Source organism: Pantoea sp. PGP6 (assembly GCF_053474785.1).
The window spans coordinates 3,252,320-3,265,952 of the sequence record NZ_JBQBMA010000001.1 but is presented as its reverse complement, the minus strand read 5'-3'; the positions used below and the strand labels follow the sequence as shown (position 1 = coordinate 3,265,952).

Annotated in this window: 12 protein-coding genes, 1 tRNA gene and 2 pseudogenes; 8 read left to right on the top strand and 7 right to left on the bottom strand. The window is 56.4% G+C overall.

Annotation, left to right across the window (positions count from 1 at the left end):
- Both ybcJ and folD read right to left on the bottom strand, forming a co-directional pair.
- On the bottom strand, positions 1–213 hold the full coding sequence (gene ybcJ / locus ACLIBF_RS15945; protein ID WP_031376075.1) for a ribosome-associated protein YbcJ: 213 nt from the start codon (positions 211–213) through the stop codon (positions 1–3).
- Positions 214–1,080 (bottom strand): bifunctional methylenetetrahydrofolate dehydrogenase/methenyltetrahydrofolate cyclohydrolase FolD, encoded by an 867-nt coding sequence (gene folD / locus ACLIBF_RS15940; RefSeq protein ID WP_031376076.1) that lies wholly within the window; start codon positions 1,078–1,080, stop codon positions 214–216.
- Between the two features lie 174 nt (positions 1,081–1,254).
- Here folD and ACLIBF_RS15935 point away from each other — a divergent pair, with 174 nt between their 5' ends.
- Positions 1,255–1,758, top strand: a complete 504-nt coding sequence (locus ACLIBF_RS15935; protein ID WP_031376077.1) for a DUF1198 family protein — start codon at positions 1,255–1,257, stop codon at positions 1,756–1,758.
- Between the two features lie 94 nt (positions 1,759–1,852).
- Positions 1,853–1,929 (top strand) — tRNA-Arg (locus ACLIBF_RS15930).
- 15 nt (positions 1,930–1,944) lie between these two features.
- On the opposite strand, the gene ACLIBF_RS15925 is transcribed toward ACLIBF_RS15930, so the two are convergent.
- The 5 genes and pseudogenes from ACLIBF_RS15925 to ACLIBF_RS15905 all read right to left on the bottom strand — a co-directional run bounded on the left by ACLIBF_RS15925 (position 1,945) and on the right by ACLIBF_RS15905 (position 6,657).
- Positions 1,945–3,108, bottom strand: coding sequence for a tyrosine-type recombinase/integrase (locus ACLIBF_RS15925; RefSeq protein ID WP_448310094.1), 1,164 nt, complete (start codon positions 3,106–3,108; stop codon positions 1,945–1,947).
- Positions 3,109–3,242: 134 nt separating this feature from the next.
- Positions 3,243–3,314, bottom strand: a pseudogene (locus ACLIBF_RS15920) (helix-turn-helix domain-containing protein); the annotation flags it as partial.
- A 494-nt stretch (positions 3,315–3,808) separates the two neighbouring features.
- A pseudogene (locus tag ACLIBF_RS15915) lies at positions 3,809–4,237 on the bottom strand (DUF4147 domain-containing protein); the annotation flags it as partial.
- 2 nt (positions 4,238–4,239) lie between these two features.
- Complete coding sequence (locus ACLIBF_RS15910; RefSeq protein WP_069727981.1) at positions 4,240–5,328, bottom strand: tartrate dehydrogenase; 1,089 nt, start codon at positions 5,326–5,328, stop codon at positions 4,240–4,242.
- Positions 5,329–5,346: 18 nt separating this feature from the next.
- Positions 5,347–6,657, bottom strand: a complete 1,311-nt coding sequence (locus ACLIBF_RS15905) for an MFS transporter (RefSeq protein ID WP_448310092.1) — start codon at positions 6,655–6,657, stop codon at positions 5,347–5,349.
- Positions 6,658–6,785: 128 nt separating this feature from the next.
- Between ACLIBF_RS15905 and ACLIBF_RS15900 the strand changes: the two genes are divergently transcribed.
- The 6 genes from ACLIBF_RS15900 (at position 6,786) to ACLIBF_RS15875 (ending at position 13,336) form a co-directional block, all read left to right on the top strand.
- Positions 6,786–7,700: a LysR family transcriptional regulator gene (locus ACLIBF_RS15900; protein WP_279809481.1), complete on the top strand. Its 915-nt coding sequence runs from the start codon at positions 6,786–6,788 to the stop codon at positions 7,698–7,700.
- 57 nt (positions 7,701–7,757) lie between these two features.
- Positions 7,758–8,390 carry an alanyl-tRNA editing protein gene (locus tag ACLIBF_RS15895; protein ID WP_279809480.1) on the top strand — a complete coding sequence of 211 codons (633 nt, stop codon included), beginning with the start codon at positions 7,758–7,760 and terminating at the stop codon, positions 8,388–8,390.
- A gap of 314 nt (positions 8,391–8,704) precedes the next feature.
- Positions 8,705–9,466, top strand: coding sequence for an alpha/beta fold hydrolase (locus tag ACLIBF_RS15890; protein ID WP_279809479.1), 762 nt, complete (start codon positions 8,705–8,707; stop codon positions 9,464–9,466).
- Between the two features lie 23 nt (positions 9,467–9,489).
- Positions 9,490–10,164, top strand: a complete 675-nt coding sequence (locus ACLIBF_RS15885) for a heavy metal response regulator transcription factor (protein ID WP_069727984.1) — start codon at positions 9,490–9,492, stop codon at positions 10,162–10,164.
- Positions 10,161–11,543, top strand: coding sequence for a heavy metal sensor histidine kinase (locus ACLIBF_RS15880; RefSeq protein WP_031376967.1), 1,383 nt, complete (start codon positions 10,161–10,163; stop codon positions 11,541–11,543). The genes ACLIBF_RS15885 and ACLIBF_RS15880 overlap by 4 nt, the downstream gene beginning before the upstream one ends.
- A gap of 590 nt (positions 11,544–12,133) precedes the next feature.
- Entirely contained in the window at positions 12,134–13,336 is a 1,203-nt protein-coding gene (locus tag ACLIBF_RS15875) for an amino acid permease (protein ID WP_031376966.1), read from the top strand.
- Positions 13,337–13,633: the final 297 nt, after the last annotated feature.

Below are 13,633 nucleotides of genomic sequence, written 5' to 3'. Positions count from 1 at the left end.
TTACGCGACCACAGTAATGCGGAAGCCTGAAAACTCCACGGTCTGACCGGCAACGATTTTGCAGCGTTTACGCGTTTCCACCGCGCCATCGACCTTCACTTCACCCTCGGCAATCACGACTTTAGCCTGTGCGCCACTCTGAACCCAGCCTTCCAGTTTCAGCAGATCGCACAGATCGACGTGCGGGAATTTTCCCAGCGAAAAAGTTGCCATTTATTCTACCTCTCCATCGTGAAACTCTTCACACGCCTGCAGCGTGTTTTGAATCAGGGTTGCGACCGTCATCGGTCCGACACCGCCTGGTACCGGCGTGATATAGGCCGCGCGCTGTGATGCGGAATCAAAGTCGACGTCGCCAACCACTTTGCCGCTTTCCAGCCGGTTAATGCCCACATCAATCACGATAGCACCGGGTTTAATCCAGTCGCCCGGAATAAAGCCCGGTTTACCGACCGCCACCACCAGCAGATCGGCATGCTCAACGTGATGGCGCAGATCTTTGGTGAAACGGTGGGTGACGGTGGTGGTGCAGCCCGCCAGCAGCAGTTCCATACTCATTGGACGACCGACGATATTGGACGCGCCAACCACCACCGCATTCAGGCCATAGGTATCGATATTGTAGCGCTCCAGCAGCGTCACGATGCCGCGCGGGGTGCAGGGGCGCAGTTTTGGCGCACGCTGGCACAGGCGACCGACATTATACGGGTGGAAGCCATCGACATCTTTATCCGGCGTGATGCGCTCCAGCACTTTGACGTTGTCGATGCCGGCTGGCAGCGGTAACTGCACCAGAATGCCATCAATGTCGTTGTCCTGATTGAGCTGGTCGATCAGCTCCAGCAGCTCAGCTTCGCGAGTGGTCGCGGGCAGATCGTAGGAGCGGGAGAGAAAACCGACCTCTTCACAGGCGCGGCGTTTGCTGGCCACATAAATCTGCGATGCCGGGTTTTCACCTACCAGAACCACGGCCAGACCTGGCGCACGTTTGCCGGCTGCCAGACGCTGCTTTACTTTTTCCGCAACCTCAAGACGCACCTGCTGCGCAATCGTTTTACCGTCAATAATTTTTGCTGCCATCAGAGAGGAAATCCACTGTGTTGTGTTGAATCGGGGGAAGGGGGCTATTTTGTCAGAAGCGTGGCGCGCTGTCAGTTACAGTTTCAGACGCGTACGCGCTTTCCGGCTTTTTCGTCGCGACGAGTGCCGGCCTGCATGCGTATGATATCTGCAGGACAATCAGGGGACGATGTAATGATTTGGATAATGCTTGCTACTCTGGCGGTGGTGTTTGTCGCTGGATTTCAGCTGCTCACCGCTGGCTCACGTCACGCCGCTCAGCGGCTCAGCAAACGGCTGCAGCTGCCACCGGTACAGGTGGAATCAATGATCTCTATGATGGGGAAAGAGGCGGCGAAAGAGTTTACCGACTATCTCAGCAACGATAATGAAACGCATCTGCATAATGGCGCAGCGGTACTGCTGATCTGGCAGGTGTTGATTGTTGACGGCAGCGAGGAGAACAGCCAGCGCTGGCATGCGATTCTCAGTCGTGCCGGTTTTCCACCGCTTATTAGCCGCCAGCAGCTGCTGCTCGCGCTGGGCTTTCTGCGCCAGCTGGAGCCGGACATCCCGGCGCTACATGCACTTCGTGAGCAATACAATGCGCGTTTCACACCACAAGGGATTGAGCTGGAAGGAGAATTTACCGACAACAGTAAACTCGTGTCGCTCAGCGAATGGCGCAGGCGTCACTGACGCCAATTGGTCATTACCGCAGCACTTCGCTGCGGAGGAACGGCAAAAACGTTGACGTACCCGCTTCCCGACGTATAATCCACGCCATCTCCATGCGCCCTTAGCTCAGCTGGATAGAGCACCGGCCTTCTAAGCCGTAGGTCACAGGTTCGAATCCTGTAGGGCGTGCCAAATAAAAACAACGACTTACCCCTTCCCTCCGACTACCAGATTTTCCACATGGGACAGATTTGGGACACGACTGCCAAAAATGGCATCAATTTGCCGTGCATGCTCCGTTAAGTGATTAGGTGCAAGGTGCGCATATCGCTGTACCATTTCAATGCTTTCCCAGCCGCCCATTTCCTGCAGCGCAGATAACGGCACGCCAGCCTGAATTAACCAGCTCGCCCATGTATGCCTCAAGTCGTGAAACCGGAAGTCTTCAATACCGGTTCGCTTCAGTGCTGCGCGCCACGCAGTGTTTGAATCGACCCGCATCTTCCTGACGCTGGCAGTTGTGGTCCCGTCATTTCTCTTCACCGATTCGGTGTGAACAAATACCCAGTTGTTGTGCCGGCCAATCTGTCGTCTCAGGACTGATTCAGCCATTTCATTCAGCGCTACGCCAATAGCTCTGCCTGACTTACTTTCTTCCGGGTAAATCCACGCCACCTTTCGCTGCAGGTCAATCTGCTGCCACTTGAGATCAACGATGTTTGAACGGCGCAATCCTGTCGCCAGCGCAAACTCTACGGTAGACTTCAGGGGTTCCGGACATTCATCAATCAGTCGCTTTGCTTCAGCGGGTTCGAGCCACCGCACCCGCTTATTTCTTTCCTGAGGCACTTTGATAACAGGCGACTTCTCGATCCATTTCCATTCCCGTTCCGCTGCACGCATCATCGCTTTCATTAATGCCAGGTGCTTAGCTTTGGTTGAGGTGGAAACGGCAGCCGGTTTGTACTCCCCGATATCCAGCCCCTTCTTCGCCATTGATACGGCGCGCTGCTCCCATCTCTCTTTTGCTTTGCGGTTAGTCATCCTGCTGACTGCGGCATAAATCTTCGCCTCGCTGATATCCTTCAGCAATACACCTTCAAAGTGCATGAGCCAGAATCCGATCCGGCCCTTATCTGCATCGAGTGATTTCTTGTGCGCCTTTTCTTCCAGCCAGCGAAGGCATGCTTCCTCGAACGTTACGTCAGGAAAATCACCCAGCCGCTCTATTCGCCATAACTCAGCCTTTCGCCGGTCGTGCAACTCCTGTGCTTGCTTTCGGTCCTCTGTGCCAAGAGATTCCTTAATGCGCTTCCCGCCTGGCGTCGTGTAACTCCCGTACCAGACGGTACCTCTGCGGAAGATCGACATGATTTATTCTCCTCATGTGCATCTGCCGCGCTCACGGCGACAGTGTGCATTGGATTGTTGAGAGCGGCAATACAGGCCTGCCGGGTGAGGAGGTAGGGTGACTTTGGTTTGGACGGGTCTTTGCGCGTCGCCATCAGCCGTCCGGTCCGTATCCATTGCTGACACGTAGGCCGGGAAATGCCGAGGAACGCGCACGCCTCTTCCATAGACAGGGCATAGGTTTCCATATCTACTCCTTTGGCGGCTTACCGCGGATAAATGCGATGATTAGGGCAATAAAAAGGCAGATATCAGTGATGATGTCTGCCGGGGTGATGTCGTCGCAGGTGGTGGTCATTCACGCAAAAGCTCTTTCATCCGAGCATAGGTTTCAGGGGCGCGCTTATCTGGTCTCTTTAACTCCTTCCGCAGCAATCCAGTCAATTCATCCCAGTGCTGAATTACGGGGCTAAATCTTGGACATTTTTCCGTTATCAGAGGAAAGCTATCCTTAATCTCAGGTATTTTCTTTAAGGCGTTTCGAAGTGGCCCAGACAGCAGACAACCATTCTGCATCAACCCATTTTTCACGCTGTTTAAACATTTCATCCACAGCCTGATGGCACCGTGATATTTCGAATTTGCATCGTGCATTCTCAGCCGCCAGCGCGTTACGCTCCGCTTTGAGTTCAGTTATCTGCTTTCTTAATCCATCTCCGCAGCTAACCGTCTGTTTATCGGCCAGCGTGATACCCGGCGCGGGTAAGGCCATCACGGCAGAGCCACCGCCGGATATCAGCGCCAGCACCAGATCGTCGGAAGTCAGGCCGCGCAGCGTTTCCAGAATCAGCATCGCCGCCGTTTCACTCATCGCATCTGAAACCGGATGTGAAGCCTCCAGAATGCGGATACGCCCGGCAGGCACGGCGTGACCGTAGCGCGTTACCACCACGCCACTGACATCCACGTCTGGCCAGGCGGCATCCACCGCCGCTGCCATCGCGGCCGACGCCTTGCCCGCCCCGACCACTACGCAGCGGCCGGCGGGCTTCTGCGGCAGCGCAGCCGGTACGACAGGCCCGGGACGGGCACTGTCAACCGCCTGCTTAAAGATTTTCTCCAGGATCGCTGCGGCCCGATCGTTTCTCATTGTCAGGCACTCTCGGCAACGGTTGAATGGGATTCGATGAACTGCACCACGGCACGCGTGACATCGGCCGTTGTTGCCGTGCCGCCCACATCGGGCGTCAGGATGCCGTGGGTGCAGACGTGTTCGATGCCTTCCATGATCAGCGCGGCGGCCTGATGCTCGCCCAGATGCTCCAGCATCTGCACCGCCGTCCAGAAGGTAGCGATCGGGTTAGCGATGCCTTTACCGGTGATATCAAAGGCCGAGCCGTGAATCGGCTCGAACATGGAAGGAAAGCGCCGCTCAGGATCGATATTTGCGGTAGGCGCTACCCCCAGGCTGCCCGCCAGCGCGCCCGCCAGGTCAGATAAAATATCGGCGTGCAGGTTGGTAGCGACGATGGTATCCAGACTCTGTGGATGCAGCGTCATGCGGTGTGTCATGGCATCAACCAGCATTTTGTCCCACTGCACATCCGGAAACTCCTGCGCCACCTCAGCGGCAATTTCATCCCACATCACCATGCCATGACGCTGCGCATTGGATTTCGTTACTACCGTCAGCAGCTTACGCGGTCGGGATTGCGCCAGTTTAAAGGCATAACGCATGATGCGCGTGACACCGACGCGGGTGAAAATTGCCACTTCGGTGCCGACTTCTTCCGGCAGACCTTTATGGGTGCGGCCACCGTTGCCCGAATATTCGCCTTCGGAGTTTTCGCGCACGATCACCCAGTCGAGATCGCCCGGCCCGCGGTTGCGCAGCGGCGAGGTGACGCCGGGCAGAATTTTGGTCGGCCGCACATTGGCGTACTGATCGAATCCCTGGCAAATCGGCAGGCGCAGTCCCCAGAGGGTGATGTGATCAGGCACATCCGGTGCGCCCACCGCGCCGAAATAGATCGCATCGAATTTTTTCAGCGTCTGCAAGCCATCTTCCGGCATCATCACACCGTAGCGTTTGTAGTAGTCAGAACCCCAGTCGAAAGTCTGAATATCAAATTTCAGCTGCGGATCGCGCTGTGACAGCGCCCTGAGGACGTCAATGCCGGCTGAGATGACCTCAGGACCGATACCGTCAGCAGGAATAGCGGCAATAGAATAGTTACGCATGGTGTTTCTCCGTGTCGATTAATGAGTGTGAGGTTGATGAAGTTCTGTGGTCTGTGGCTTTTTCGCTTTTCCGGCCAGAATCAGTACCGTCAGGGCTGAAACCATCAGCAGTCCGGCCACGAAATAGAGGCCCCAGGTATAGCTGCCGGTTTGCTGGCGGATGATGCCAATCATCATCGGGCCGACAAATCCGCCGAGGTTGCCAATCGAGTTGATGGCAGCGATGCCCGCCGCCGCCGCCGGTCCGCTCAGAAACAGGGTAGGCATGCTCCAGAGCGGCGGCTTGGATGCGCTGATCCCGACCGTAACCAGCGTCAGGGCGATAATTACTGAGAAAAGGGTAGTGACGCTGCCGGCGTAAATCAGTCCGGCTGCCGCCAGCAGACAGGCAGCGATAACGTGCCAGCTGCGCTCACGGGTCCGGTCGGAGTGGCGGGCCCAGAGGATCATGCCGAGAACGCCAAGCACCGCCGGGAAGGCATTAAGAAAACCGATCTCTAACGATGAGGCACCGAAGCTGTGAATAATCTGCGGTGCCCAGATACCCAGGGTATAAAGACCGGCTGAGGTGCCAAAGTAGACCAGCGCCAGTGCCAGCACCCGCTTATCTGCCAGACCGCGCCATGCGCTGCTGTGGCTCTGGCCCACCGCCCGCGCCTGCTCTTCAGCCTGCATGGTATTTTGCAGCCAGGTCCGCTCTTCTTCGGTCAGCCATTTGGCTTTGGCCGGTCGGTCAGTGAGCCAGAACAGCACCACTATGCCCAACAGTAAGGCCGGGACTGCCTCCAGCTCGAACATCCATTGCCAGCCGGCGAAGCCCATCAGCCCATGCATTTCCAGCAACGCCGCGGAGATAGGAGAGCCAAGCGCGGTGGAGAGCGGCGCTGCGGCCATGAAAATGGCGGTGACCTGCGCACGTTTTACCGCCGGGAACCAGTAGCTGAGATAAAGAATGATGCCAGGAAAGAAACCGGCCTCGGCCACGCCGAGCAGAAAGCGCAGGATATAGAAGCTGGTGGTGCCCTGCACAAACGCCATACAACCCGAGACCAGTCCCCAGGTGATCATGACGCGGGCGATCCAGATACGGGCACCCACTTTATGCAGAATCAGGTTAGACGGGACTTCAAACAGAAAGTAGCCGAGAAAAAAAATCCCGGCACCGAGCCCGAAGACCATCGGCGAAAAACCCAGGTCCTGATTCATGGTCAGGGCGGCAAAGCCAATGTTAACCCGGTCGAGAAATGCGATGAAATACAGCAGCATGATAAAAGGAATAATCCGCAGCGTTACTTTGCGCATCACCTTTTTTTCGAGGTCATTGTGCATAACAGGATGCTCCACAGTCAGGTAGGGTTGTTATCGTTTTGTTGTGAACTCAGTATGCTGTTTTAACTGGCGTTATCATCGGCAAGGGTTTATATAAATAATTTGCATAATCTGAATGCGGGCAATAAATGGATATAAATCAGCTGAGATGCTTCGTGGTAGTAGGTGATGAGCTTCACTTTGGCAGGGCTGCCCGCAAGCTTGAAATGATGCCTGCATCACTGAGCCGTTTTATCCGGTTACTGGAAGAGGATCTGGGTATACGCCTGCTGAATCGTTCGACCCGAAACGTCTCCCTGACCCGGGAAGGCGCGGAGTTTCTGATTGACGCTAAATCCGTTGTTGCAGATTTTGATGCGTTACGGCTTAAGTTTCGTAAAAATATGATATCGCAGAAAAAAACGCTGCGGATCGGTGCCATTGACAGTGCGGCGAGGGGATTACTGCCGAAACTGCTCAACCTGTTCGTTAGCGCTTTTCCTGATGCGGATATCCATATCAGCGAAGATAAATCGCACAGTCTGATCCCACGACTGACCTCCGGCTGGCTGGATCTGGTCTTTGTCCGGCCGCCAGAACAGACCGACGTCACCCTGACCACCCGCTTTATTGCCCATGAAACCTGTGTGCTGGCGGTGCCGGCACATCACCGGCTGGTGGATTACGACCGGGTGAGCATAGAGGATTTTTGCAATGACCCCGTCATCGTGCCGGAAAGACGCACCCGTCCTCACAGCCATGACCAGACGATGAACCTGTTCAGAGCGGCCGGCAGGTACCCGGTGATTGCGCAATATGCCGAGGAAAAACAGACTATCCTGAGCTTTGTTGCCGCCGGACTGGGCGTGGCGCTGGTTCCTTCCTCTTACCGCAACATGAACGCGGATGGCGTAAAGTATCTGCCGCTGGCTCCGGTCGATGATATGGAAATTGAAGGGCTGCCGCTGTGTGTGATGTGGCACCAGGGAAACAGGGATAGGTACGTTAATGCCATGCTGACTATCCTGGCGGACAATCGTGAGATTTTGACAAAAGACCTGTAGCGCCAGGCTTCAGCCCGCAGTTCGCCGACGCGAGCCGGGCACTAAAGTGGATAATTTATGACTGAGAAAACCTACTATCACAGCGATTCACTTGAGATGAATTCCCAGGTCATCAGCTGTACGCCCGGGCCGGATGGCCGTTTCCGCGTCATTCTTGCGGCAACCCTGTTCCATCCGCAGGGCGGGGGACAACCTTCTGATCAGGGAACCCTTAACGGTGTGGCGGTGCTTCAGGCCGTGCAGGAAGGTGATGAAGTGATACATCTTACCGATGCGCCGGTTGCCGCCGGGCCGGTTCATCTCGCCGTCGCGCCTGAGCTTCGCGCTATCCACACCCGCTATCATTCCGCCGGGCATATCATCGGCGTGGCGGCCGAAAAGTATGGCTGGCATGGTATCAAAGGGAATCACCGCCCGGGCGAGGGCCGGGTTGTGTTTGAAGCGATTGGGCTGACCACTACGGTAACGGTGGAAAACCTGGCTGCGGAGGTAGCAGAGATAGTGGCGCGCGATCTTCAGCGGATACTGTCGGCCGAAGAGGGGCGCCGTAGCGTCACCTGGGGCGATCTGACGCCCTACGCCTGTGGTGGCACGCACGTGAACAAAACCACCGAAATCGGTAAGGTTCGCATCGTTAAGGTTAAAGAGAAGAAAGGTCAGTTATCGGTACAGTACGAACTCGATGACTGATCTGCTCCGGCTGCTGACACATCCTTAGCCATCCGCTAATCAGGGGATTATCCGCAGCATCTCCCGGCACCGCACAGAGCATCCTGAACATTGTGGGGAGGGTCACCGATCTGGCCGGAGCGATGGACAGCCTTTCCCTGGCCTCTTCCGGGCAGGTCCTGCCAAAAGGGAGTTGCCTGCACCCTGCCACAACTCAATCACTGAGCGGGCCTCATCCCGCAGCCGCTGTCATGGTTTTGTCATAACTCGCTCACCCTGATGTCAGAGTGGGTTTCATATCCTGTAGGCGAACCTTCCCAAACAGGAGCACGAAGATGAAACTGAACAGCATTACTCTGGCCGTGGGCATGTTGCTGGCTATCGCTGGCGCTGAGGCGCAGGCACAGTCGCAGCCGGTAAAAAATATTGTGCTGGTACACGGCGCTTTTGTTGGTGGCGCGGGCTGGCGTCCGGTCTATGACCGGCTGACCCAGGATGGATATCACGTGACGCTGGTGCAACAGCCGCTGACCAGCTTTGCAGAGGATGTGACGGCGACGCGACGGATTATCGATCAGCAGAATGGCCTGGTGATTCTGGTCGGTCACAGCTACGGCGGGGCGATCATCAGTGAAGCCGGTAACGACAGCAAAGTGGCGGGTCTGGTCTACATTGCCGCCCATGCGCCGGATAACGGTGAAACCGAGGCCAGCAACGGTAAAAAATATCCCAACAGCGCACATCCGTTTGCCCGCTCGGCCGATGGCTATCTGACCATTGCACCACAGTATTATCACAGCGATTTCGCTGCCGACCTGCCTGCTGTGCAGGCCGATTTTGAAGCGCATGCGCAGATGCCAACCAACGCTGCGGTGTTCACCGCTAACATTGCCGATCCGGCGTGGAAAACCCACCCCAGCTGGTACATGGTGGCGAAAGCTGACAAAATTATCAGTCCCGATCTGGAGCGCATGTATGCCAGACGCGCGCACAGCCATACGGTAGAAATTGCCGGTGCCAGCCATTCGGTGTATCAGTCACATCCTGATGATGTCGTAAAATTGATCGAGCAAGCCGCGCAACAGGCGCAGCCCTGAAAATAACCAGCAGGAAGAGGCGCATGAAAATTCTGGTGATTGAAGACGAGGCCAAAGCTCGTGATTACATGCGCAAGGGATTGACCGAAGCCGGTTTTATCGTCGACGTGGCGGAAAATGGCGTTGATGGTCTGTTCTATGCCCGCGAGCATCATTACGATCTGATTTTACTCGACGTGATGATGCCCGGCCTTGATGGCTGGCAGGTGATGGCGGCGATGGATAAGCAGATCCACACGCCGGTCATCTTCCTGACGGCTAAAGGCACGCTGGAAGATCGCATCAAAGGGCTGGAGCTGGGCGCGGATGATTACCTGGTCAAACCTTTTTCCTTTGCCGAACTGCTGGCGCGCGTCCGTACTCAACTGCGGCGCGGCAGCCAGCAGAAGCTGCCGGATATTCTCACGCTGGCCGATTTACAGCTCGACGTTTTTAAACGGCGCGTCGAGCGTGGCGGGCAGCGTATCGATCTCACCAACAAAGAGTTCAACCTGCTGCATCTATTCCTGCTGCATCCTGGCGAAGTGCTGACCCGCACCGTGATCGCTTCCCGCGTCTGGGACATGAATTTTGATAGCGACACCAACGTGGTCGATGTGGCGGTTAAACGTCTGCGGCAGAAAATTGATGGCCCGTTTGCCTATCCGCTGATCCACACGGTACACGGTGTGGGTTATCGCTGCGAAGCAGAAGCGTGAAGCGACGCTCCCTGGCGCTGCGTCTGTCGCTGATGCTCAGCGTCACGGTGATCGCTATTTTTTCACTCTGCGGATTTGCGCTTTATCACTCACTGGCCCAGCAGATTGGCGTGCGGGACGATGCCGCACTGCTGACGCGCATCGATCAAATCCGTACGCTGCTGCGCGATGAAGATGCGATTACGCTGATTCAGCAGAAACCGCGACTGTTCGCCAATATGCTTGGCAATACCGAGTCGTTGCTGGTGCTGCGTTTTCCCGGTCAGCCACCGCTGATCGTGGTGAATCCCGGCCAGCGTCCTCTGCCGGCAATTACGCCGGTTGCCGCTGACCAGCCGCTGACGCTGTCGTCGGTGCATCATCTGGTCAGCGCCAACGGCACGCCGTTTATCTCGGCGGCGGCACTGACGCCGACCCGGGATGGCAGCGGGCAGATTGAGATCCTCACCGGCCGCCTGATGCGTGACCGGACACAAACCCTGAGCCATTATCGTCACCAGATCCTGCTGGCGACTGCGCTGGCGGCGTTGCTGGTGGCGGCGATCAGCGTCTGGCTGGTGCGGCGCGGTTTGTCACCGCTGCGCAGCCTGACGGCGGAAGCGGAAGCGATCGATGTGCGTCACTTGTCCCGCCGGATGCCGCAACAGTCGCAGGCTGAATTACAGCCGCTGGTGGCCGCCTTTAATCAGATGCTGAGCCGCCTCGACGTCGGTTATCAACAGTTGAGCCAGGTTTCTGCTGATATGGCACATGAACTGCGGACGCCGATCGGCACGCTGTTAGGCCAGACCGAAGTCGCGCTGAGCCAGACGCGCAGTCAGAGCGATTATCAGGCGTTGCTCGGCTCCAATTATGAAGAGCTGGAACGGCTGGCAAAGATGATCGACAACATGCTGTTTCTTGCCAAAGCCGAAGATGCCAGTCAGGCATTAAATGAACAACCTCTCGATCTGGCGCAGCTTGGCGGCAAACTGCAGAGCTATTTTGACGATATGGCAGAGGAAAAGGCGATGCGGCTGGAGATGCAACTGCAGGGCGAACTGCGGGCCGATCCGCAGTTAGTGCAACGCGCGCTGGCCAACCTGATGGCCAACGCGCTGCGCTACGGCGATGCGGGCACGCCGGTGAGCGTCTGCAGCAAGGTCCAGCCGACGGCTATCGAACTGGTGGTGGAAAATCACGGCCCGACGCTGAGCGCCGAACAGCAGGCGCGCGTTTTTGATCGTTTCTGGCGTGCTGAGGCGTCACGGCATCAGGGCAGCAGCGGGTTAGGGTTGTCTATTGTGCGCAGCATTATGCGCTTACACCACGGGAGCTGTGAGGTGAGCAGCGCGCACGGCATCACCCGGTTTACGCTACGCTTTCCGCGACGCGATTAACCGGGAGATTGCGGCCCTGCTGGCCCGGAAAATGTATCGATGCTGGATCAGCACAATGCAGCCCGTCAGGCGACATAACCCGCCGGTTAAACCCCCAAAGTGCGCGCATTAACCGGCTGTGCTCACCGGTTTGCTGCCCCATATTCCCTGACAAAGATCATAGATGCGTCAGCCAGGCTACCGTAGTCTGTGCTGAACGTCGCGACAGCGATAAGCCTTTATGACAACCGCCTGTTTACCGCGCAACTGCCTTCATGCAACACGTGGGACCAGCAATGAGAGCCATTAACGTCATGGATCGATCACGCTGATTACTGCCACAGCCCTCCGTTGTTACTGCGTAATCTGTCATGCCATCGCCTCAGGATGGATCAGGGAAGAGGGTTACCCTCAGCGCGTCAGCAACAGCCAGACCGGGAAAACGGCGTAAAGCGCAACCAGCCAGCGCGCTGAAGCTGCGCCACAGCATGCGGGATCGCAGAGCAACACATCACCGACTAGCCGGGAGGCATTGAATTGTAATGACCATGCAGAACGTAGAGACCCTGACCCCCTCGCGTCCGCGCTGGACGATTAAAGATACCGTCTGGATGATGGGCGTTTATGGCGCTACGGTGGGAGCAGGTACGCTATTTTTACCGGTTGAAATCGGCACGCTCGGCCCGATTGTCTTCATCATGATGTTACTGCTGGGATTGCCGCTGTCAGTGATCCCTCATGTGCTGATCTGCCGGGTTTTCATGCGGGACAACCAGACGGCGGATAAGTCCCTGCCGCTGTTTGGTGCTTACTTTGGTGCCAAAGGCAAACAGGCCATCAAGATGTTTTTCTGCACCGCGCACTTCCCGATTACGCTGGTATACGGAATCTCGCTGGTGAGCACCATCAACGACTATTACAGCAATCATCTGCATCTCGGCACGCTGAATCGCGGCGCGCTGGTGTTTGTGGTTCTGGGCCTGCTTTTCCTGATGCTGAGCAAAGGGCGTGAAAAGGTGGTAAATACCCTGAGTGTGTTAGCTATTCCGTTCGCCTTAACCATTCTGCTGATTGCCATTATCCAGATCCCGGCATGGGACATATCCAACTTTCTCCGGCAGCTGAGCGCCACCCGCCATGCGCCTGCCGGTGAGACGCTCAAAAATCTGTGGTTAACGCTGCCGCTGATTACCTTCGCTTTCTGCTCTACGCCGATGATTAGCCCGCTGGCGTCGTGGTATCGCCAGGCGGGCAACGGTGGTGAGAAGCAATCGGTGTTTGTGGTGCGGGCGGCCTACGGCCTGATTTTTGTTTCGATTGTCTTTTTCGTACTCAGCTGCGTTTTGAGCTATCCGCATGAAACCTTTGTCAGAGCCAAAGCGGATAATCTGAATATCATGTCAATTATGCAGGGCAAAGGCGGCTTTAGTTTGCTGGCGTTGATTGCGCCCTTCATCGCGCTAATCGGCATGACCAAATCTTTTCTCGGCATTTCGCTGCCGGTGGCAGAGACGTTAACCACCCTGACCGCCGACGCAATCAGGGCGACCGACGCGGCCGGTCAGCGTAAGGCCAGACGGATCGCTTTCGCGCTATTGTTCGGCTTGTCGTATGCGATTGTGTACCTTAATCCCAACGTTATCGGCCTGATTGAAACCGTATGCGGGCCGCTAATCGCTATTTTCCTGTTCGTGATACCGGCTTATCTGATTTATACCCGTGAAGCACTGCGTCCGTTGCGTGGCGCGAAGGCTATCATCGTCATTATGGGCGGGCTGCTGACCGTTTCCGCGCTGCTCTATTCAGCCATTTAACCGCGAATAAATAAGCCTGCGCCGGTGCGACCCGCGCCGTGATTATGTCGCACTCACTGGCGGTTCGGGCTGATGATTAACCCTGGCCGGATTGGCTGTTGCCCGGCCAGTTCCGACCCGATGACTGGCACGCCCTGAAACTGCGGGCGTGCCGGGCGAGCTGTTTCTCCGTCACCAGACCGTGACTTTTTAATCCATCACCATCCAGCGCAATATTTCCTGACGACCTCGCAGCTTCACGCCCACCGAAATGACTATTGCCATATTCCGGCAAAATATTCCTGTTTTAAGCATTTG